Below are 21,658 nucleotides of genomic sequence, written 5' to 3' on the forward strand. Positions count from 1 at the left end.
GCTGTTGTTACTGCGGGTTGGCACGGGTGCTGGACAGCAGTTGCTTCAGGTTGGCTGCCTTCGGCTTGACCAGCCAGAAGCGCCGCACGTAATCGTCCAGGTTCTCCGAGAGCTCACGCCCCCACTCGCTGCCGGTTTCGTCCACGTACTCGGCAAGGACCCGCGCCAGGTGGCTGCGGTAGGCCTCCATCGCTTCACCACTGATACGCTGGATTTCCACCAGCTCATGGTTGAGCTTGTCGACGAAGGTATTGTCCATGTCGAGCACGTAGGCGAAGCCGCCAGTCATGCCAGAACCGAAGTTGTAACCGGTCTTGCCCAGCACGCAGACAAAGCCGCCGGTCATGTATTCACAGCAGTGATCGCCAGTGCCCTCGACAACAGCGTGGGCGCCGGAGTTACGGACAGCGAAGCGCTCACCAGCAGTACCGGCGGCAAACAGCTTGCCACCAGTGGCGCCGTACAGGCAGGTGTTGCCGACGATGGCGCTGTGCTGGGTTTCGAACGGGCTGCCGGCTGGCGGCACGATGGTGACCTTGCCACCGGTCATGCCCTTGCCGACGTAGTCGTTGGCGTCGCCTTCCAGGTGCAGGTTCAGGCCACCGGCGTTCCACACGCCGAAGCTCTGGCCCGCAGTACCTTTGAAGCGGAAGGTGATCGGCGCCGCAGCCATGCCCTGGTTGCCGTGCAAACGGGCGATTTCACCCGATACGCGCGCACCGATGGAACGGTCGCAGTTGCAGATGTCGAGGCTGAACTCGCCACCGGCCTGATCGCGGATGGCCGGCATGGCCATTTCCACCATTTTCTCGGCCAGCTCACCCTGGTCGAACGGCGGGTTCTTGTCGACTTCGCAGAACTGCGGCTTGTCAGCCGGGATGTGCGAGCTGCCCAGCAGCGGCGACAGGTCCAGGTACTGCTGGCGCTCGGTGTCGCCTGGCAGTATGTCGAGCAGGTCGGTACGGCCGATCAGCTCGCCGAGGCTGCGCACGCCCAGCTTGGCCAGCCACTCGCGGGTTTCTTCAGCGACGAAGGTGAAGAAGTTGATCACCATGTCGACAGTGCCGATGTAGTGGTCCTTGCGCAGCTTGTCGTTCTGGGTGGCCACGCCGGTGGCGCAGTTGTTCAGGTGGCAGATGCGCAGGTACTTGCAGCCCAGGGCGATCATTGGCGCAGTACCGAAGCCGAAGCTTTCGGCGCCGAGGATGGCCGCCTTGATCACATCCAGGCCGGTCTTCAGGCCGCCGTCGGTCTGTACCCGTACCTTGCCGCGCAGGTCGTTGCCGCGCAGGGTCTGGTGGGTCTCGGCCAAGCCCAGCTCCCACGGCGCACCGGCGTATTTGATCGAGGTCAGCGGCGAAGCACCGGTACCACCGTCGTAGCCCGAGATGGTGATCAGGTCGGCATAGGCCTTGGCCACACCGGCAGCAATGGTGCCGACGCCGGCTTCTGCCACCAGCTTGACCGAAACCAGGGCCTGCGGGTTGACCTGCTTGAGGTCGTAGATCAGCTGGGCCAGGTCTTCGATCGAGTAGATGTCGTGGTGCGGCGGTGGCGAGATCAGGGTCACGCCCGGTACCGCGTAACGCAGCTTGGCGATCAGGCCGTTGACCTTGCCGCCTGGCAGCTGCCCGCCCTCACCGGGCTTGGCGCCCTGGGCAACCTTGATCTGCAGTACTTCGGCGTTGACCAGGTACTCCGGGGTTACGCCAAAGCGGCCGGTGGCCACCTGCTTGATCTTCGAGCTCTTGATGGTGCCATAGCGCGACGGGTCTTCACCGCCCTCACCAGAGTTGGAACGCGCGCCCAGGCGGTTCATCGCCTCTGCCAGCGCTTCGTGGGCCTCTGGCGACAGTGCGCCCAGCGAGATACCCGCGGAGTCGAAGCGCTTGAGGATCGCCTCCAGCGGCTCGATCTGCTCCAGCGGCAGCGGCTGCTCGGCCACTTTCACCTTCAGCAGGTCGCGGATCATCGACACCGGGCGCTGGTCGACCAGCGTGGTATATTCCTTGAACCTGGCGTAGTCGCCCTGCTGCACGGCAGCCTGCAGGGTGTTGACCACATCCGGGTTGTAGGCATGGTATTCGCCGCCGTGGACGAACTTCAGCAAACCGCCTTGCTGGATCGGCTTGCGCGCGCTCCAGGCTTCGGCTGCCAACAGCTTCTGGTCGCTTTCCAGATCGACGAAGCGCGCCCCCTTGATGCGGCTGGACACGCCCTTGAAGCTCAGGCCAACCACTTCCTCGGCCAGGCCCACGGCCTCGAACAGCTGCGCGCCACGGTACGAGGCGATGGTGGAGATCCCCATCTTCGACAGGATCTTCAGCAGGCCCTTGGAGATGCCCTTGCGGTAGTACTTGAAGACTTCGTCCAGATCGCCCAGCACTTCGCCGGTGCGGATCAGGTCGGCCAGCACTTCATAGGCCAGGTACGGGTAGACGGCCGAGGCACCGAAGCCCAGCAGCACGGCGAAGTGGTGCGGGTCGCGGGCGGTGGCGGTTTCCACCAGGATGTTGCTGTCGCAACGCAGGCCCTGTTCGGTCAGGCGGTGGTGCACCGCACCCACGGCCAGCGAGGCGTGCACCGGCAGCTTGCCCGGGGCAATGTAGCGGTCGCTCAGCACCAGCTGGGTCTTGCCAGCGCGCACGGCCTCCTCAGCCTGATCGGCGATGTTGCGGATGGCCGCTTCCAGGCCGACGCTCTCTTCATAGTTGAGGTCGATCAGTTGGCGGTCGAAGCCTTCACGCTCCAGGTTCATCAGCGAACGCCACTTGGCGGGCGAGATGACCGGCGAGCTGAGGATCACCCGCGAAGCATGCTCAGGGGATTCCTGGAAGATGTTGCGCTCGGCACCCAGGCAGATTTCCAGGGACATGACGATCGCTTCGCGCAGCGGGTCGATCGGCGGGTTGGTCACCTGGGCGAACTGCTGGCGGAAGAAGTCGTACGGCGAACGCACGCGCTGCGACAGCACGGCCATCGGCGTGTCGTCACCCATCGAGCCGACCGCTTCCTGGCCTTGCTCACCGAGCGGGCGCAGCACCTGGTCACGCTCTTCGAAGGTGACCTGGAACATTTTCATGTATTGCTTGAGCTGGTCAGCGTCGTAGCTGGCCACGCCCTGGTCGTCGGTCAGGGTCGCCTGAATGCGCAGGGCGTGCTGACGCAGCCAGCGCTTGTACGGATGGCGCGACTTCAGACGGTTGTCGATGGCGTCGGTGTCGAGGATCTGGCCGGTTTCGGTGTCCACGGCGAAGATCTGGCCCGGGCCGACGCGGCCCTTGGCGATGACGTCCTCGGGCTTGTAGTCCCATACGCCGATTTCCGACGCCAGGGTGATGTAGCCGTTCCTGGTGGTCACCCAGCGTGCCGGGCGCAGGCCGTTACGGTCGAGCAGGCACACCGCGTGGCGGCCTTCGGTCATGACGATACCGGCCGGGCCATCCCACGGCTCCATGTGCATGGAGTTGTATTCGTAGAAGGCGCGCAGGTCGGCGTCCATGGTCTCGACGTTCTGCCAGGCTGGCGGTACCAGCATGCGCACGCCACGGAACAGGTCGATGCCGCCGGTGACCATCAGCTCCAGCATGTTGTCCATGCTCGAGGAGTCGGAACCGACGCGGTTGACCAGCGGCCCGAGCTCTTCGAGGTCGGGGATCAGGTCGTTGGCGAACTTGGTGCGCCGGGCCATGGCCCAGTTGCGGTTGCCGGTGATGGTGTTGATCTCGCCGTTGTGGGCGAGGAAGCGGAACGGCTGCGCCAGCGGCCATTTCGGCAAGGTGTTGGTAGAGAAGCGCTGGTGGAACACGCAGATCGCGGTTTGCAGGCGCTCGTCACCCAGGTCCGGGTAGAAGGCCGCGAGATCGCGCGGCATCATCAGGCCTTTGTAGATGATGGTCTTGTGCGAGAAGCTGCAGATGTAGTGGTCGGTGTCGTGGGCATTGGCCACGGACGAACGGCGACGGGCACTGAACAGCTTGATGGCGAATTCCTGGTCGCTCAGGCCTTCACCACCGATAAACACCTGCTCGATCTGCGGCAGGCGCTCCAGGGCCAGGCGGCCGAGCACGCTGGTGTCGATCGGCACCTTGCGCCAGCCGACCAGTTTCAGGCCGGCGGCGAGGATTTCGCGGTTCATGTTGGCGCGAGCGGCTTCGGCTTTTACCGGGTCCTGGTTGAAGAACACCATACCGACGGCGTACTGCTTGGGCAGCTCGACGGCGAAGTGCTCCTGGGCCACGGCACGCAGGAATTGATCGGGCTTCTGCATGAGCAGACCGCAACCGTCACCGGTCTTGCCGTCGGCGTTGATGCCACCGCGGTGGGTCATGCAAGTCAGGGCCTGCATGGCGGTTTGCAGAAGGTGGTGGCTCGGCTCGCCCGTCATGTGGGCGATCAGGCCAAAACCACAGTTGTCCTTGAATTCTTCGGGATGGTACAGACCTGTTTTCATAGACACATTCTCACCAGGTTCACCTCTCAACGGAGGTAAATCTCTTTTTTAACAACCACTTACCATCCACGCCGATCAAACGCCAGCTTTTTTGCGGTGGCCATGGAAAACCATTGTTGCACAGCGACAGCGATGCTCACAAATTTTCATGTCTCACCATTGAAAATTTATGTCGCAATTTTGAATGTTTTTGCGCCGTGCGCCGTGATAGCGGCTGGGCTCGAGTCTGAAGCGTTTCAGCCATGACTGCAAGTAAGGCTTGTGGCCGGCAGTCCGGGACAGAAAAGCCTGCCGCGCTCGGGCGCAGCAGGCTAGTCGAAAGCTAGATTTCGCTTAGCTACTGGGCGGCGGGGTGATGCCGCCCGGAAGGTATCAGCGGGCCGAGGCCAGCTCTTGTTGGACGCTGGCGACGGTACGTGGCCAAGGTTTACCAGCCTGGACCTTCGCTGGCAAGTTCTTGATTGCCGCAACCGCTGCGTCGCGGTTGGCGAAGTTGCCGTAAGTGACTACGTACAGCGGCTTGCCCTGCAGGTTTTTCTTGAAGTAGCGATAGTCGCCACCCTGGGCCTTGACGAACGCCTGGGCCGAAGCCTCGGAGCTGGTACCCAGGATCTGCACCACGTAATTACCCGGTTTCTGCCCGGCGTACCAGCCGCTATTGCCGCTGCCACCGGCCGCGGGCTTCTCGGCAGGCTTGGCGGCCGGCTTGGCCACGGCGACCTGGGTCGATGCGGGTGCAGGCTTGGCAGGCGCAACCGGCTTGGCTGGCTGGGTTGCGACAGGCTTTGATACAGGTGCAACCGGTTGCAGCTGTGGCTGCACCGGCTGGGCCGGCGCCGTGGCTACAGGCTGGGCAGGTGCCGGTGCCGGGCCCGCCGGCACACCTTGCGGCGGCGCGATGGTGGTCACGGTTGGCGGCGGGTTGCCTGGCTGCAGGGCGGTATCCCCGGCCGGGCTGCCCTCTTCACCCTCGCCCATGCCCGCGGCCTGGGCCAGCGGCTCGCGCATCACCGGCTGCGACTGGCCAACCAGCGGCAGCGGCATCGGCTGGGACGAACCCGAGAACTCGATGGCCGGGTTGCCACCATTGGCCTGGCCCTCGCCAAGCGGCAACTGGGCCTGGGCGGCCGGTGCTTCGGCAGGCACCTTGTCACCTTTCTTCGGCATCAACACCGCGGCCGCAACGGCGACCACAACCACAGCGGACAGCGCGAGCACATGTTTTTTAGGCATCTTGAACCCCATGGATGGTCGCTTGGCCGTCGAGCGGCTGGCGATCATGGCTTCGATCAAAGTGTCACGGGCGACCTGGTTGATGTTGCCAGGCCAGCCGTCGGAGTTTTCATGGATATCGACGATCTGTTCACGGCTGAACACCTCGATGCCCCGGCCAGCACCTTCCAGGCGCTGCTCCAGGTACTCGCGGGTTTCTTCTTCGCTGTAGGGGGCGAGTTCGATGATGTGGAAGCGTTCTTCCTCGACATTGATCTCGTCCAGCCCGGCAATCAGCGACGGCTCGCCGAACAGGAACACATGCGGGCGTCCTTCCGGTACCCCCGCTGCCAATTCCAGCAACGCTTGGAGTGCCGACTCGTCGAGTTGTTCCGCATCGTCCACCAGCAAATAAACTTCTTGGCCGGTCAGTGCCAGTTGCACCACCTTGGCCAGGATCGCCTGCATTTCGACCTGGGCCACATCCAGGTTCTGCGCGACCTGGCCGAGTACGCTGGCGGCATCGCTGGCGCCACGGGCGGACACCACCACGCTCTGCACCGCCTGCTTGTTGGTGCTGGCCACCAGGGCCTGGCGCAGCAGGGTCTTGCCGCTACCCAGCGGGCCGGTGACAACCAGCATCAGCTGGCTGTAGCGCGCCAGGTGGTGCAGTTGGCCGAGCACGGGCTTGCGCTGGGCCGGGAAGAACTTGAAGCCGGGCACGCGGGGCGCGAACGGATCGTGGCTCAACTGGTAATGGTCGAGAAAGGCCTCATCGGCATGCAAACTGGTCATTGCGCTGTCACAACCTCAAAGCTGGGCCACGATCGCGCGGTAATCCGCCGACAACGTGGCCTGTAGAATCTCTTTCGGATAGTCGTCGGTCACCACGGCCTCGCCCATCTGGCGCAGCAGCACCAGACGCAGACGGCCATCGAGCACCTTCTTGTCGACCGCCATGTGTTCCATGAAATGCGCCGGGGTCATTTCCTGTGGTGGCACCACCGGCAAACCTGCGTCCTGCAACAGGCGGATTCCGCGATCGCGCTCGGCCTGGTCGATCCAGCCAAGGCGCATGGACATCTCCAGGGCCATGACCGTGCCCGCCGCCACGGCTTCGCCATGCAGCCACACGCCATAACCCATGTGAGTCTCGATGGCATGCCCGAAGGTATGCCCCAGGTTCAGCGTGGCGCGCACGCCAGACTCGCGCTCGTCGGCACCCACCACCGCGGCCTTGGCCGCGCAGGAGCGGCGGATGGCTTCGGTCAGCGCCACCGGGTCGAGGGCACGCAGCGCCTGCATATTGTCCTCGAGCCAGGCGAGGAATGGCTTGTCGCAGATCAGGCCGTACTTGATCACTTCGGCCAGGCCTGCGGACAGCTCGCGTGCCGGCAGGGTCTTGAGACTGGTGGTGTCGATCAGCACCGCATTGGGCTGGTAGAAGGCACCGACCATGTTCTTGCCCAGCGGGTGGTTGATGCCGGTCTTGCCGCCGACCGAGGAGTCGACCTGAGACAGCAGGGTAGTCGGCACCTGGATGAAGTCGACGCCGCGCTGGTAGCAGGCGGCGGCGAAGCCGGCCATGTCACCGATCACGCCGCCGCCCAGGGCGACCACGGTGGTGCGGCGGTCGTGCCGTGCCGTCAGCAGGCCATCGAAGATCAGTTGCAGGGTTTCCCAGTTCTTGTGGGCTTCGCCATCGGGCAATACCACCGGCAGCACCGAATAGGCACCCAGGGTCTTGCTCAAACGTTCGAGATACAGGGGCGCGACGGTCTCGTTGGAAACGATGGCAACCTGCCGCCCGGCGATGTGCGGCGCCAGCAGCTCGGGCTGGTCCAGCAGGCCTTCGCCAATGTAGATCGGGTAGCTACGCTCGCCCAGGTCGACCTTTAGTGTCTGCATGTATCCCCACAATGTACTTGGGCGCGGCGCCGTTCGGGCACCCACGCGGTAACGTTGAACCTCGCCTCGGCGCTGCTGGCCGAGAATAGTCCCGGGCTAACGGGGCGGCAACTGCTGCAAGCGCTCGAGAATATCGATCACCACCATGCGTGGCGGCCGTTCGTCGGTTTCCACCACCAGGTCGGCGATCTCGCGGTAGAGCGGGTCGCGGGTTTCCAGCAGGGCGCGCAAGGTCGCCTCGGGATTGGCGGTGCGCAGCAGAGGGCGATTGCGATCGCGCGCGGTGCGGCCAACCTGCTGTTCCACCGAAGCATGCAGGTAGATCACCCGGCCACCCTTGTGCAGCGCCTGGCGGTTGGCTTCGCGCATCACCGCGCCACCGCCGGTCGCCAGGACCACGCCGTCGAGTGCGCACAGCTCGGCGATCATCGCCTGCTCGCGGTCACGGAAACCCGGCTCGCCTTCCTTGTCGAAAATCCACGGAATGTTGGCGCCGCATCGCAGTTCGATTTCCTTGTCGGAATCCTTGAACAGCAGGCGCAGCTCTTTGGCCAATAGGCGTCCAATGGTGCTTTTACCAGCGCCCATGGGCCCCACAAGTATCAAATTTCGCACAGAATCAACGACTCACAGCAATCGCCTGGTCACTCATGATACGCGGAGTCAGGAAGACCAGCAGCTCGGATTTTTTCTCTTGTAATGCATCGCGTCGAAACAGCCGCCCAACATACGGCAGATCGCCGAAAAATGGCACCTTGTCGACCACATTGTTTTGCGAAGTCGAGTACACGCCACCGATCACGATCGTTTCGCCGTCCGCCACACGAACTTTGGCATTGACCTCGTTCTTGCGGATCGGTGGTACGTTGTTCAAGGCATTGAGGTAATCCGGCTCGTCCTTGGTCACCCTGACGGTCATGATCACCTTGTTGTCCGGGGTGATCTGCGGGGTCACCTCCAGCGACAGCGAGGCTTCGCGGAACGCGACCGAGGTCGCGCCACTCTTGCTGGTTTCCTGGTACGGCACCTCGGTACCCTTGAGGATCCTGGCTGTTTCCTTGTCGGCGGTGACTACCTTGGGCTGCGAGATGATCTCGCCATTGCCGCTCTTTTCCATGGCACTGAGCTCCAGGTCGAGCAGCACGCCGCCGCGCAGCAGGCCCAGGCCGATGCTGCTGCCCACACGCTCCACCCCGAGGTCGACGAACAAATCCTTGCCCGGCCGCGGGTTTTCAACGTACAGCGGCCCACCCCAGCGTACCCCCAGACTTTTCTCGTAATCGACGTTGGCCTCGACGATACGCGCCTCTATTGCCACCTGACGCACCGGCACGTCCAGCTGCGCCACCAGTTGCCGCAACTCGGCAAGGCGGTCGGTCGGCTGGTGCACCACCAGGGTATTGGTGCGTTCATCGACACTCAGGCTACCCCGGCCAGTGAGGATGCCATCATCCGCCAGGCTCGCCAGCAGCAGTTCCGCCAGCTCGGCGGCCTTGGCGTGATGGATGGGCAGCAGTTCCCGACGCAACGGCTGTAACTGCGCATCCAAGGCCTGGCCCACGCGGGCATCGACAGACTGCGCGGCAAACTCGGCCGCAGGCGCCACCAACAGCACATTACCCTCCTGACGCCGGGCCAGGCCTTTGCTGCGCAGCACCAGGTCCAGCGCCTGGTCCCACGGCACGTCCTGCAAGCGCAAGGTAACGCTACCCTGCACGGCATCGCTGGCGACCAGGTTGACGCCGGCATAGTCAGCCAGCACTTGCAGCACCGAGCGCACTTCCACTTCCTGGAAGTTCAGCGACAGTGGTTCACCCTGATAAGACGTCGCCGACGCCAGCGGGATCGGCAGCAGGGCTGCCAGCGTCCATTTCATCAATGTTTTCATCGTGGTCCGGGGCCTCCTTGCCCAGGCGCTTTGCAAGGGTGATGAATGCCGTGCGTTCGTGCCACACCCCCGCCATGAACAGCCGTTCGCGTACTTCGACCTGGCTTTGATCGACCTTCGCCACCACACCCAGGTCACGCCCGACCCGGTCCCCCGGGCGCACGCGATAGAGCCTGCCAGCCGCCTTCAGCAGTGCTTCGTGCACCGCCCCACGCGACAGGCTGCCGACCATCTCCAGTTGCGCCAAAGGCACACTGGCCAGCCCGCTACCCGTCGATCGCGTCGCTCCAGGGGCAAACGGGTCGACTGCGGGCGCTGCCGTCACCCTCCTGGCCGGCATGCGCGCGAGCAGCGCTGGTGCCGGTATGGGTGCCAGCGCCTGATAGGCATCAACCTGCAACTGCAAGCGCAGCAGGCCAGGCTGACCAGCGGCCGCAGCCAGTTGCAGGTTACCGCTGCGCAGCACACGCGCCTGCCCCAACCAGTCGCCCAGCCACTGGCGCAAGGCTGCGTAACGCCCCACCACCTGTAGCTCCAGCGGTACTTTGCGCAAACCGGCCTGTTGTTCGTCTTCATGTACATCGAACCGCTCGATGAGCAACCCATGCGCATGCCCCGAAGCCGACAGGCGCTCGAGCAGGTCGCTCATGCCCTCCCCGGCCGCCAGGTGCCAGTGCGCCTCCTGCAAGCGTTGCTCAGCCAAGACCACAGACGCCTGGAGCTGCTCCAACTCGGCCAGTTGCACCGCGCTGGCTGACTGCTGCTCGTTCAGCTCGGCGTGCCGGGCCTCCTCCTGCGCCTGCTGCTGCAACACTGCCGGCAGACGTATCGCACAGCCCACGCCGAACAACGCCACAGCCGCCAGCACTGGCGCCAGCTGCCGCAAGCGGCTGGAGCGCTCGACCACGGCCAGCCAGCCGAGCACCTGTGCAGCGTTCACGACCAGAACGCCGAAACGCGCGCACCCAGCAGGAATTCATCGCCACCCGGCAGGCTCCTGACACGCTTGAGTTCCAGACCGAGCAACGCACTCGAGCGGCTCAGGTCACGCATGAACTGTGCGACCACGGCACCGGAGGTGGCCAGCCCGGTCACCTGCAGGCTGCCATCTTCCAGGCTGAGGTCGAGCAGTTGCACCCCCATTGGCAACGCCCTCTCGAGGTCAGCGAACACCACGGCCAGCACATCCTGATGGACGCGCAGGCCTTCCAGCGCCGCCGTTCGCGCCAGTAGTGCCTCATGCTGCGCACGCATATCGGCCAGCGGCTGCAATTGCTCGCCCAACGCCTCAAGGGCTGCCTGGCGCTGGGTATTGGCCAGCGCCTGCTGTTGCCCGCGCTGGCGGGCCAACTGCTCGACCAGCGTCACGGCACACAGGGCCAGCAGCACGCCGACGACCAGTTGCCTGCGCAAACACCGCAACGCCGCCTGGCGCTGCCGTTCGCGCCAGGGCAGAAGGTTCAACCGCATCATCGGCGCACCCCTCCGAGCGCCAGGGCGCACGCCAGGATCATCGCGCCATCGACGTACTCCAGGCCCGCCGGGTTGGGCACCAGGCGACACGGCAGGTTCAATTGGGAGCCCAGGCTCTGCAGCCGGTCCGGTTCGATCGGCGAACGGCTGGCGATCAACAGGCAATCGGGCAAAGGTTCACCGGCGAGCAGGGCCTGCAGGCGCTCTGGCAGCGCCCCCGTTATCGTCGCCATCCCAAGGTTCAGCTCACGCCGTTGCTGCGGCAGGCCCGACTGCCAGCTATAGAAGGTGGTGCTGTGCGCCTCGATACGCAGCAGCGCCGAGCCCTGGTGACTGCCCTGCGGCAGCATGCGACCCAAGGCAATGCTGTCGACTTCCACGGCCTCCAGCTGCAACCCGGCCTCCTCAACGACGCCTTGAAGTGGCGCCAGCGCACTCTGCCGACACGCAGCCACCATCACCTCGGCGCAACCTGGCCGCCCCCCAGAGCCCCCCAAGACCTGAAAATCGAGGGCCAGGTCTTCCAGCGGAAACGGGAACAGCCGTTCGGCGTCAGCCAGCAGCTGCGCCTCCATTTCTGCCCCGACCTGCTCCACTGGCAGATGGCACAGCTTGCAGATCACCTGGCTGGCCGGCAGTGCCAGCGCTACCCGGCGCTGCCTGAGGCCGCTGCGTCGGTAGGCACGCCTCAAGGCAGCCGCCACGGCAGCAGGATCTGCTGCCCAATCACCGCCAGCCGGTGATTCGAACGGCTCTTGTACCGAGGCAAGCACACGGCAGCACCGGTTACGCCGCTGCAACTGCACCATCCGAACGGTGTCAGGGGTAATTTCCACCCCCACGAGTGAACCGGCGTCCTTGCCGAAGCGTCCTAGCATCGTGGCATCCTTGTTGTCTGTCACAGCTGTCTGTCTCAACCCCGCGTCAACACTAGGCCGCGGCTGCCCATCGGGGCGACGGGCAGCCTGGCCGGTAACCCGGAGAGGCGAAAAAATGCTTATAATGCCCAGCGTTTTCTGGTCCGCCGGACCTGCATGCAATCCACTCCCAACCTGGACACCGAAAAGCCTTGATACGTCTGCTGAAGTTCTTCTGGTGGTCTTCTGTCGCAGTCATCTGCGCGCTCGTACTCGGTGTGAGCGGTGCGTTTCTGTATCTTAGCCCCAGCCTGCCCTCGGTCGAGTCGCTTAGAAGCATCCAGTTGCAGATCCCCCTCAGGGTGTACAGCAGCGACGGCAAACTGATTGCCGAGTTCGGCGAAATGCGTCGCTCGCCGATCCGCTTCGCGGAAATACCCCCACAGTTCATCCAGGCGCTTCTGTCGGCCGAGGACGACAATTTCCTCAACCACTACGGTGTCGACCCCAGCAGCCTGATGCGCGCCGCGACCCAACTGGTGAAAACCGGGCATATCCAGACCGGCGGCAGCACCATCACCATGCAGGTGGCGAAGAACTTCTTCCTCACCAGCGAGCGCAGCTTCTCGCGCAAGACCAACGAGATCCTGCTGGCCCTGCAGATCGAGCGTGAGCTGACCAAGGACGAGATCCTCGAGCTGTACGTGAACAAGATCTACCTGGGCAACCGCGCCTACGGTATCGACGCCGCCGCGCAGGTGTACTATGGCAAGTCGATCCGCGACGTGAGCCTGGCGCAGATGGCAATGATCGCCGGCCTGCCCAAGGCTCCCTCGCGCTTCAACCCGCTGGCCAACCCGGTGCGCGCCAAGGAGCGCCGCGACTGGATCCTCGGCCGCATGTACAAGCTGGGCAAGATCGACGCAGCCAGCTACCAGGCAGCCTTGGCCGAGCCGCTCAACGCCAGCTACCACGTGCCCACGCCTGAAGTGAATGCGCCTTACATCGCCGAAATGGCCCGCGCCGAAATGGTCGGCCGCTACGGCAGCGACGCCTATACCGAAGGCTTCCGCGTCACCACCACAGTGCCCAGCGACATGCAGGAAATGGCCAACAAGGCCATCCTCAACGGCCTCTCAGACTACGACGAGCGTCACGGCTACCGCGGCCCCGAAGCACGCTTCCCGGGCCGCACCCAGGTAGCCTGGCTGCAGGAACTGGGCAAGCAGCGCAGCCTTGGCGGCCTGGAGCCGGCCATCGTCACCCAGGTCGAAAAAACCGGCCTCAAGGTGCTGACCCGTGGCGGCCAGGAAGAGCTGGTCGCCTGGGACACCATGAAGTGGGCGCGCCCGTTCATCAACAGCAACTCCCAGGGCCGTGCACCGCAGTCGCCGGCGGACGTGGCCGAGGTCGGCGACCTGGTGCGCGTGCAGCGCCAGGAGGATGGCAAGCTCAAGTTCAGCCAGGTCCCTGGCGCACAGAGCGCGCTGGTCACCCTGGACCCTTACAACGGTGCCATCCGCGCCCTGGTCGGCGGCTTCTCGTTCGAGCAGAGCAACTATAACCGCGCCATGCAGGCCAAGCGTCAGCCGGGTTCGAGCTTCAAGCCGTTCGTCTACAGTGCCGCCCTGGACAGTGGCTATACCGCCTCCAGCCTGGTCAACGACGCACCGATCGTATTCGTCGACGAGTACCTCGACAAAGTCTGGCGGCCGAAGAACGACACCAACACCTTCCTTGGCCCGATCCGCATGCGCGAGGCGCTGTACAAGTCGCGCAACCTGGTGTCGATCCGCCTGCTGCAGGCCATGGGCGTGGACCGCACCATCGACTACATCGCCAAGTTCGGCTTCAACAAGCAGGACCTGCCACGCAACCTGTCGCTGGCACTGGGCACCGCCACCCTGACCCCGATGGAAATCGCCACCGGCTGGAGTACCTTTGCCAACGGCGGCTACAAGATCACCCCGTACCTGATCGAGCGCATCGAAAGCCGCAGCGGCGAGACGCTGTTCACCGCCAACCCGGCCCGGGTACCGCAAGGCGCCGAGGACCAGGCGGGCCTGGCCGCCCCCGAACAGCCGATCAGCACCGCAGCCATGCCGGGCGAGGCACCCGCTGCCCTCAGCCAGGTGGCATCTGCACCGCAGGCACCGGCCGTAGCCGAACAGATCATCGACGGGCGCACCACCTACATCCTCACCAGCATGCTGCAGGACGTGATCAAGCGCGGTACCGGTCGCCGGGCGCTGGCCCTGGGCCGTACCGACCTGGCAGGCAAGACCGGTACCACCAACGAGTCCAAGGACGCCTGGTTCTCCGGCTACAACGCCGACTACGTGACCACCGTGTGGGTCGGTTTCGACCAGCCCGAAACCCTTGGTCGCCGCGAGTACGGCGGCACGGTGGCACTGCCGATCTGGATGAGCTTCATGGGCGCAGCACTCAAGGACAAGCCTGCGCATGCACCGGCAGAGCCGGAAGGCATCCTCAGCCTGCGCGTCGATCCGGTCAGCGGCCGTGCCGCTTCGCCGAGCACGCCGAATGCCTACTTCGAGCTGTTCAAGGCCGAAGACTCGCCGCCGTCGGTGGATGAACTGGGCACCGGCGCAGCACCGGGCAGCCCGCTGCCAGCGGATGAAGCGGCACCGATGGATCTGTTCTAAGAGTCCTCGAAGGCAGCACCGACCCTGTGGAAGCGGGCATGCCCGCGAACACCGGCGCAACCGGTGCCAGCCTCCGCGTTGAATGCTTCGCGGGCGCGCCCGCTCTCATAGAACTGCACATAACTCGTTGAATTAGCAGGGCCTCTGTGGGAGCGGCTTTAGCCGCGAACACCGGCGCAGCCGGTGCCATGCACCGCGTTGGATTCTTCGCGGCTAAAGCCGCNCACAGGATGCACGGACCGCTTGCGAATTCAGTTCTCTATGCGACAGCGCAGCCCAAAGGGCTGGGCCATCTCCCACAGAGAACCCCACCGGCAAACAAAAAGCCCCGGCTCATACGAGCCGGGGCTTTTTTATGTCGCTCGGCAGCAATCAGCCGTTGAACACGTCATCCACGCTGGTCAGCGGATAGTGCTTCGGATACGGCAGGGTAGCCACGCCGGATTCGATGGCGGCCTTGGCCACAGCGTCGGAAACGACGGTGATCAGGCGTGCGTCCAGCGGCTTCGGAATGATGTACTCACGGCCGAACTCCAGGCCTTCGACGCCGTAGGCATCGCAGACTTCCTTAGGCACTGGCAGCTTGGCCAGGTCTTTCAGGGCGATGGCGGCGGCGATTTTCATTTCTTCGTTGATGCGCTTGGCGCGAACGTCCAGGGCACCACGGAAGATGAACGGGAAGCCCAGTACGTTGTTGACCTGGTTCGGGTAGTCGGAACGACCGGTAGCCATGATCACGTCGTTGCGGGTGGCATGAGCCAGCTCTGGCGCGATTTCCGGGTCCGGGTTCGAGCAGGCGAACACGATCGGGTTGGCAGCCATCGCTTTCAGGCCTTCGGCGCTCAGCAGGTTCGGGCCGGACAGACCCACGAACACGTCGGCACCGTCGAGGGCGTCAGCCAGGGTGCGCTTGTCGGTTGCGTGGGCGAACTGCGCCTTGTACTGGTTCAGATCGTCACGGCCAGCGTGGATCACGCCGGTGCGGTCGATCATGTAGATGTTTTCGACCTTGGCACCCATGCTCACCAGCAGCTTCATGCAGGAGATCGCGGCAGCGCCGGCACCCAGGCAGACGATCCTGGCGTCTTCCAGCTTCTTGCCGGCGATTTCCAGGGCGTTGATCATGCCGGCAGCGGTAACGATGGCGGTACCGTGCTGGTCATCGTGGAATACCGGGATATCGCACTGTTCGATCAGGGTGCGCTCGATTTCGAAGCACTCAGGCGCCTTGATGTCTTCGAGGTTGATACCACCGAAGGTGATCGAAATGCGGCGAACGGTGTCGATGAACGCTTGCGGGCTTTCCGATTCGACTTCGATGTCGAACACGTCGATACCGGCGAACCGCTTGAACAGAACACCCTTGCCTTCCATGACCGGCTTGGAAGCCAGTGGGCCGAGGTCGCCCAGACCGAGGATGGCGGTGCCATCGGAAATCACCGCAACCAGGTTGCCTTTGCCGGTGTATTTGTAAGCCAGCTCTGGATCACGGCCGATTTCACGCACGGGCTCAGCAACGCCTGGGCTGTAGGCCAGGGCGAGGTCACGGGCGGTGGCAGTGGGCTTGGAGAGTTCGACGCTCAGTTTCCCCGGACGAGGTTGAGCGTGATATTCGAGAGCGGCGGTTTTCAGGTCTGACATGGTGGGCATTCCGCTATTTACTGTTCTGACGGACCGCCGAGGATACGCAAAGAGCCGGGGAGCCACAAGACTGGTCGGTCACTTGTGTCAAGGCCTTTAGCCTACGACTTTACGCTATAACCCACGGGGCATACGCCTAACAGTGTGTACAATCCAATAGCGAAATGTCTACATCTTTTAGCCTGAAATGCGCTCCAACATGCTCGGATCGGTCAATGGCAACACCCAGCGTCGCTGCCCGGGCTTGAGGCCGCCCTTGCGGGAACGATCCAGCACCCAGCCACGCGCCTCGACCTGGCGTCCCTTGAGGTTATCGAAGAAGCTGGTGGGGAAGTTGCGTTGCAGACGAGCGGGAACCTGCAGCACCACGGCACTGTCCAGGGTCAGCCAGACCCCGCCACGGTTGCGCTCCACACCTTCGATGCGGCCCGCAATGACCGCGAACCCCGACTGCCGGACATCCCCCGCACGCACCACCGGCGAACGACGCCACAAACCGGAGCCAGCCTTGCGCGCCACCTGCTCGGCAACCTGCTGGCAACCGCTGAGGCGCACATTGGGGGCAACCGCAACACGATAGCCCAAGCCCTCGCTGAGCAGTTGCGCCTCCATATTGTCGCCATTGCGGCCGTAGATATGCGCCAGCGTGCGGCCGTATTTGTCCTTGCCCTCTATGCCCGGCACCAGCCCGACACGCCCGTCACTGGCCTTGACCAACGCCTGCAAGCGCTGCCTGGCGGCCTCGGCATAGGGCTCGCTGGCGCGCCCGTTACGGCCGACTTCCGGGGCATTGATGCCGATCAGCCGCACACTGCGGCCATCGACCAGACGCAGGGTATCGCCATCCACCACCTGGCGCACCGCCACCTGCTGGGGCCGGTCCGGCAGCGGGCAGAACGCCAGGGCCGGAAAATGCCAGATGACGCCCACAAAAAAAGCGCCCACAAGGGGCGCCTTTTTTTGCAGCAATGCGAAACCCGAGGGGTTCGCCATGCGCATGATTACTTCTTGGTACCGAACATACCGAAGCGATCGGCGAACTTCTGTACGCGACCACCGGTGTCCAGGACTTTCTGCTTACCGGTGTAGAACGGGTGGCACAGGTTGCAAACGTCGATCGCCAGGGTGTTGCCCAGGGTCGAACGAGTTTCGAATTTGTTGCCGCAGCTGCAGGTGACTGCAACTACTTCGTAGTTCGGATGAATATCTGCTTTCATGGTCACTTCCTCGAGCTGCGTGCCGCCACCCAACACCAATTGTTGAATACCGCACGTAATTAGGCGGCGAATAATACCAAAGCATCACGCCAACGCAAGTTGTCGCTTGCACCGACCGTCGTCTGCTAGGCTCGCCAGTCTTTGAAACACCCTCCGAGACTTTCCGCGTGTCCGACGTCATCCTGCGCCTTGCCCTGCCCTCTCCGCTGCGTCGCCTGTTCGACTACAAGGCACCGGCAAGCATGGCGCGCCTGGCCTTGACCCCGGGCATGCGCATTCGCGTGCCATTCGGCCGCCGCGAAATGATCGGCGTACTGGTGGAGGTGTGCGAGCAGAGCGAAGTGCCCGCCGACAAGCTCAAGCCGGCCAGCGCCCTGCTCGACCCGGTGTCGCCGGTCCCGCCGTCGCTGTTCAAGTTGTGCCTGTGGACCGCCCAATATTACCAGCACAGCCTGGGTGACACCCTGAGCTGGGCCTTGCCGACCTTGCTGCGCCAGGGCGAACCCGCCGAGATGCGCCAGGAGCGCTTCTGGCACGTCGCCCCCGGCGCCCGCCTGGAAGACCCGCGCATTGCCCGCGCACCGCGCCAGCGCGACGCCCTCAAGACCCTGGCCCAGCACCCGCACGGCGTGGCCCACAGCCTGCTGGCCAAGCTCAACCTGAACAAGGACAGCCTCGACCTGCTGCTGGCCAAGGACCTGGTGCAGATCGAGGTCCGCCGCCACCTGCCGACGCTGCGTCACGAACACTGGCTGGCCCAGCCGGAACTGCCGCTCAACGAAGAGCAACGCGCCGCCTTCGACGCCGTACGCGAAGGCTTTGGTGGCTTTGGCGCCTTCCTGCTGGCCGGCGTCACCGGCAGCGGCAAGACCGAGGTGTACCTGCAACTGATCCGCGAAGCCCTGGAAGCCGGCAAGCAGGCCCTGGTGCTGATCCCGGAGATCAACCTCGGCCCGCAGACCCTGGCCCGCTTCGAACAACGCTTCAACGCCCGCATCGCCCTGCTGCATTCGGCGGTGAACGACCGCGAGCGCCTGGATGCCTGGCTGGCCGCCCGGGACGGCGAAGCCGACATCATCATTGGCACCCGCTCGGCGCTGTTCACGCCGATGAAAAACCCCGGCCTGATCATCATCGACGAGGAACACGACGGTTCCTATAAACAGCAGGAAGGCCTGCGCTACCACGCCCGCGACCTGGCACTGGTGCGCGCCCACCAGGAAAACATTCCGATCCTGCTCGGTTCTGCCACACCATCGCTGGAAACCCTGCACAACGCCCTGACCGGTCGCTACCGCCTGCTGCGCATGAACCAGCGCGCCGGCGGCGCCCGCCCGCCGCGCATGCTGCGCCTGGATGTGAAGAGCCTGCCGCTGGACAGCGGCATCAGCGGCCCGCTGCAGCAGGCCATCCGCCAAACCCTGGAGGCGGGCCAGCAAGTGCTGGTGTTTCTCAACCGCCGCGGCTTCGCCCCGACCTTGCTGTGCCACGATTGCGGCTGGCTGTCCGAATGCCCGCGCTGCGATGCGCGCATGACCGTGCACCAGCGCTCAGGCGTGCTGCGCTGCCACCATTGCGGCTATGACGAGCGCCTGCCGCAGCAGTGCCCGCAGTGCAACCACGTTGACCTGCGCCCGGTCGGCGCCGGCACCGAGCGCGCCGAAGAGCGCCTGAAAGTGCTGTTCCCGGATTACCCGATCTTGCGAGTGGACCGTGACAGTACGGCACGCAAGGACGCCATGCACAACCTGTTCAGCACCATCCAGCGCGGCCAGCCGAGCATCCTTGTCGGCACCCAGATGCTCGCCAAGGGCCACCACTTCCCGCGGGTGACCCTGGTGGCCATCCTCGATGCCGATGGCGGGCTGTTCTCCGGCGATTTCCGCGCCAGCGAACGCATGGCGCAGCTGATCGTACAGGTTGCCGGGCGCGCCGGGCGCGCCGAAGAACCCGGCAAGGTCATCATCCAGACCCACCTGGCCGACCATCCGTTGCTGGTGCAGCTTACCGAGCAGGGCTACTTCGCCTTCGCCGGGCAGGCCCTGGACGAACGCCGCGCCGCCGGGCTGCCGCCTTACTCGCACCTGGCGCTGCTGCGCGCCGAAGCGCACAAGCCCGGGCAGGCCGAAGGTTTCCTCGACGAGGCCTGCGCCGCCGCCGAGCGCCTGGTGGCCGAACAGCGCCTGCCTGGCATCGAGCTGCTGGGGCCGGTGCCGGCACCGATGGAGCGCCGCGCCGGGCGCTTCCGCGCACAACTGTTGATACAGGCCAATACGCGGGCGCCTTTACATCGACTGATCAGCGCCTGGTTGCTAGTGTTGGAGCAGATGCCGAGCGGGCGCCAGGTACGTTGGTCGCTGGATGTCGACCCGGTCGATCTGTACTGAATCGACCGGCCTCATCGCCGGCAAGCCAGCTCCCACAGGATACACGCGCTCTTCTGTGGGAGCTGGCTTGCCGGCGATGAGGGCCTCGAACACAACATGGAACCCCTGGTGGTTGCACCCCAAAGGTTGGCAACCCGCTCCCAGCCACGGATAATGCCCAGTTTTTCCACCTGCGCATCCAAGCGCTCCACCGCGCTTGCGGTCGAAAAGAGACCCCCATGAAAGACACCATTCGCCAGCTGATCCAGCAAGCCCTCACCCAACTCGTCACCGACGGTGTGCTGCCTGAAGGGCTGTCGCCGGCGATCCAGGTGGAAAACGCCCGGGACAAGACCCACGGCGACTTCGCCAGCAACATCGCCATGATGCTGGCCAAGCCGGCCGGCATGAAGCCGCGCGACCTGGCCGAGAAACTGATCAATGCCCTGCCGGCCAGCGCCGACATCAGCAAGGTCGAGATCGCCGGCCCAGGCTTCCTCAACTTCTTCCAGAATACCGACGCCCTGGCCAACCGCCTGGATGCCGCCCTGGCCGACCCCCACCTGGGGGCGCGCAAGGCCGGCCCTGGGCAAAAGGTGGTGATCGACATGTCGGCACCCAACCTGGCCAAGGAGATGCACGTCGGCCACCTGCGCTCGACCATCATCGGTGACAGCGTGGCGCGCGTACTGGAGTTTCTCGGCGATGACGTGATCCGCCAGAACCACGTGGGCGACTGGGGTACCCAGTTCGGCATGCTGCTGGCCTACCTGGAAGAAAACCCGATCACCAGCGACGAACTGTCGGACCTGGAAAACTTCTACCGCGCCGCCAAGAAGCGCTTCGACGAATCCGAAGAGTTCGCCACCCGCGCCCGCGGCCTGGTGGTCAAGCTGCAGGCCGGCGACCCGGACTGCATGGCCCTGTGGACGCGCTTCAAGGACATTTCGCTGTCGCACTGCCAGAAGACCTACGAGCTGCTAAACGTCAAGCTGACCATGGCCGACGTGATGGGTGAAAGCGCCTACAACGACGACTTGGCCAACGTGGTCGCCGACCTCAAGGCCAGGGGCCTGCTGGTCGAAGACCAGGGCGCCCAGTGCGTGTTCCTCGACGAGTTCAAGAACAGCGAAGGCGAACCACTGCCGGTGATCGTGCAGAAGGCTGACGGCGGCTACCTGTACGCCACCACCGACCTGGCCGCCGTGCGCTACCGCAGCAACGTGCTCAAGGCGGACCGCGCCCTGTACTTCGTCGACCAACGCCAGGCCCTGCACTTCAACCAGGTGTTCGAAGTTGCACGCCGCGCAGGCTTCGTCGGCCACCCGATGCAAATGGAACACATGGGCTTCGGCACCATGAACGGCGCCGACGGCCGCCCGTTCAAGACCCGTGACGGCGGCACCGTGAAGCTGATCGACCTGCTCACCGAGGCCAAGGAGCGCGCCTATGCGCTGGTCAAGGAAAAGAACCCGAGCCTGGCCGACGAAGAACTGCGCCACATCGGCGAAGTGGTGGGCATTGGCGCGGTGAAGTACGCCGACCTGTCCAAGCATCGTACCAGCGACTACAGCTTCAACTTCGAGTTGATGCTCAACTTCGAAGGCAACACCGCGCCTTACTTGCTGTACGCCTACACCCGCGTGGCCGGCGTGTTCCGCAAGCTGGGCAAGGGCTTCGACGAGGTCGACGGCAACATCGTGCTGCAGGCGACCCACGAGCAGGACCTGGCCGCGCGCCTGGCGCAGTTTGGCGAAATCCTCAACAACGTCGCCGACAAGGGCACGCCGCACGTGCTGTGCAGCTACCTGTACGACCTGGCTGGCCTGTTCTCCAGCTTCTACGAGAACTGCCCGATTCTTGCCGCCGAAACCCCGCAGCAGCAGCAGAGCCGCCTGCGCCTGGCAGCCCTGACCGGCCGCACCCTCAAGCAAGGTCTGGAACTGCTCGGCCTGGAAACCCTGGAGCGCATGTAAG

14 protein-coding genes are annotated in these 21,658 nt (G+C 64.3%); 3 read left to right on the plus strand and 11 right to left on the minus strand.

Annotated elements, in window-relative coordinates; all coding sequences use genetic code 11:
• Positions 1 to 7: 7 nt before the first annotated feature.
• From gltB to pilM, 8 genes are all read right to left on the minus strand, one after another.
• Entirely contained in the window at positions 8 to 4,453 is a 4,446-nt protein-coding gene (gltB, locus tag FQ664_RS24255; RefSeq protein WP_144175471.1) for a glutamate synthase large subunit, read from the minus strand.
• Positions 4,454 to 4,825: 372 nt separating this feature from the next.
• A complete protein-coding gene (locus tag FQ664_RS24260) occupies positions 4,826 to 6,460 on the minus strand; it encodes an SPOR domain-containing protein (RefSeq protein WP_144175473.1) in 1,635 nt (544 codons plus the stop codon).
• Positions 6,461 to 6,475: 15 nt separating this feature from the next.
• Positions 6,476 to 7,573: a 3-dehydroquinate synthase gene (aroB, locus tag FQ664_RS24265; RefSeq protein ID WP_015272135.1), complete on the minus strand. Its 1,098-nt coding sequence runs from the start codon at positions 7,571 to 7,573 to the stop codon at positions 6,476 to 6,478.
• A gap of 96 nt (positions 7,574 to 7,669) precedes the next feature.
• Entirely contained in the window at positions 7,670 to 8,188 is a 519-nt protein-coding gene (gene aroK / locus FQ664_RS24270; protein ID WP_046613527.1) for a shikimate kinase AroK, read from the minus strand.
• A 4-nt stretch (positions 8,189 to 8,192) separates the two neighbouring features.
• Positions 8,193 to 9,461, minus strand: coding sequence for a type IV pilus secretin PilQ (locus tag FQ664_RS24275; RefSeq protein WP_144175475.1), 1,269 nt, complete (start codon positions 9,459 to 9,461; stop codon positions 8,193 to 8,195).
• Positions 9,385 to 10,386, minus strand: a complete 1,002-nt coding sequence (locus FQ664_RS24280) for a pilus assembly protein PilP (protein WP_144175752.1) — start codon at positions 10,384 to 10,386, stop codon at positions 9,385 to 9,387. Before FQ664_RS24280 ends, FQ664_RS24275 begins: the two co-directional genes overlap by 77 nt.
• A gap of 11 nt (positions 10,387 to 10,397) precedes the next feature.
• Positions 10,398 to 10,934: a PilN domain-containing protein gene (locus FQ664_RS24285; RefSeq protein ID WP_144175477.1), complete on the minus strand. Its 537-nt coding sequence runs from the start codon at positions 10,932 to 10,934 to the stop codon at positions 10,398 to 10,400.
• Entirely contained in the window at positions 10,931 to 11,812 is an 882-nt protein-coding gene (pilM, locus tag FQ664_RS24290; RefSeq protein WP_144175479.1) for a type IV pilus biogenesis protein PilM, read from the minus strand. Before pilM ends, FQ664_RS24285 begins: the two co-directional genes overlap by 4 nt.
• 194 nt (positions 11,813 to 12,006) lie before the next feature.
• Between pilM and FQ664_RS24295 the strand changes: the two genes are divergently transcribed.
• On the plus strand, positions 12,007 to 14,457 hold the full coding sequence (locus FQ664_RS24295) for a penicillin-binding protein 1A (RefSeq protein ID WP_474707152.1): 2,451 nt from the start codon (positions 12,007 to 12,009) through the stop codon (positions 14,455 to 14,457).
• Positions 14,458 to 14,829: 372 nt separating this feature from the next.
• Here FQ664_RS24295 and FQ664_RS24305 read toward each other — a convergent pair whose 3' ends face one another.
• The 3 genes from FQ664_RS24305 to rpmE all read right to left on the minus strand — a co-directional run bounded on the left by FQ664_RS24305 (position 14,830) and on the right by rpmE (position 17,315).
• Complete coding sequence (locus FQ664_RS24305; protein ID WP_144175482.1) at positions 14,830 to 16,098, minus strand: malic enzyme-like NAD(P)-binding protein; 1,269 nt, start codon at positions 16,096 to 16,098, stop codon at positions 14,830 to 14,832.
• A 177-nt stretch (positions 16,099 to 16,275) separates the two neighbouring features.
• Entirely contained in the window at positions 16,276 to 17,097 is an 822-nt protein-coding gene (locus FQ664_RS24310) for a thermonuclease family protein (RefSeq protein WP_144175483.1), read from the minus strand.
• A gap of 2 nt (positions 17,098 to 17,099) precedes the next feature.
• A complete protein-coding gene (rpmE, locus tag FQ664_RS24315) occupies positions 17,100 to 17,315 on the minus strand; it encodes a 50S ribosomal protein L31 (protein ID WP_008092997.1) in 216 nt (71 codons plus the stop codon).
• A 167-nt stretch (positions 17,316 to 17,482) separates the two neighbouring features.
• On the opposite strand from rpmE, the gene FQ664_RS24320 reads away from it, so the two are divergent.
• Both FQ664_RS24320 and argS read left to right on the plus strand, forming a co-directional pair.
• Positions 17,483 to 19,702: a primosomal protein N' gene (locus FQ664_RS24320; protein WP_144175484.1), complete on the plus strand. Its 2,220-nt coding sequence runs from the start codon at positions 17,483 to 17,485 to the stop codon at positions 19,700 to 19,702.
• Between the two features lie 218 nt (positions 19,703 to 19,920).
• Positions 19,921 to 21,657 (plus strand): arginine--tRNA ligase, encoded by a 1,737-nt coding sequence (gene argS / locus FQ664_RS24330; RefSeq protein ID WP_144175486.1) that lies wholly within the window; start codon positions 19,921 to 19,923, stop codon positions 21,655 to 21,657.
• Position 21,658 lies beyond the last annotated feature (1 nt).

It is taken from the genome of Pseudomonas persica (genome assembly GCF_900291015.1).
Lineage (GTDB): Bacteria > Pseudomonadota > Gammaproteobacteria > Pseudomonadales > Pseudomonadaceae > Aquipseudomonas.

Excerpts from the sequence above, each read along its gene's own strand:
- gltB (WP_144175471.1), bottom strand. The coding sequence starts at position 4,453 with ATGAAAACAGGTCTGTACCATCCCGAAGAATTCAAGGACAACTGTGGT.
- FQ664_RS24260 (WP_144175473.1), bottom strand. The coding sequence starts at position 6,460 with ATGACCAGTTTGCATGCCGATGAGGCCTTTCTCGACCATTACCAGTTG.
- aroB (WP_015272135.1), bottom strand. The coding sequence starts at position 7,573 with ATGCAGACACTAAAGGTCGACCTGGGCGAGCGTAGCTACCCGATCTAC.
- FQ664_RS24275 (WP_144175475.1), bottom strand. The coding sequence starts at position 9,461 with ATGAAAACATTGATGAAATGGACGCTGGCAGCCCTGCTGCCGATCCCG.
- FQ664_RS24285 (WP_144175477.1), bottom strand. The coding sequence starts at position 10,934 with ATGATGCGGTTGAACCTTCTGCCCTGGCGCGAACGGCAGCGCCAGGCG.
- pilM (WP_144175479.1), bottom strand. The coding sequence starts at position 11,812 with ATGCTAGGACGCTTCGGCAAGGACGCCGGTTCACTCGTGGGGGTGGAA.
- FQ664_RS24305 (WP_144175482.1), bottom strand. The coding sequence starts at position 16,098 with ATGTCAGACCTGAAAACCGCCGCTCTCGAATATCACGCTCAACCTCGT.
- FQ664_RS24310 (WP_144175483.1), bottom strand. The coding sequence starts at position 17,097 with ATGCGCATGGCGAACCCCTCGGGTTTCGCATTGCTGCAAAAAAAGGCG.
- rpmE (WP_008092997.1), bottom strand. The coding sequence starts at position 17,315 with ATGAAAGCAGATATTCATCCGAACTACGAAGTAGTTGCAGTCACCTGC.
- argS (WP_144175486.1), top strand. The coding sequence starts at position 19,921 with ATGAAAGACACCATTCGCCAGCTGATCCAGCAAGCCCTCACCCAACTC.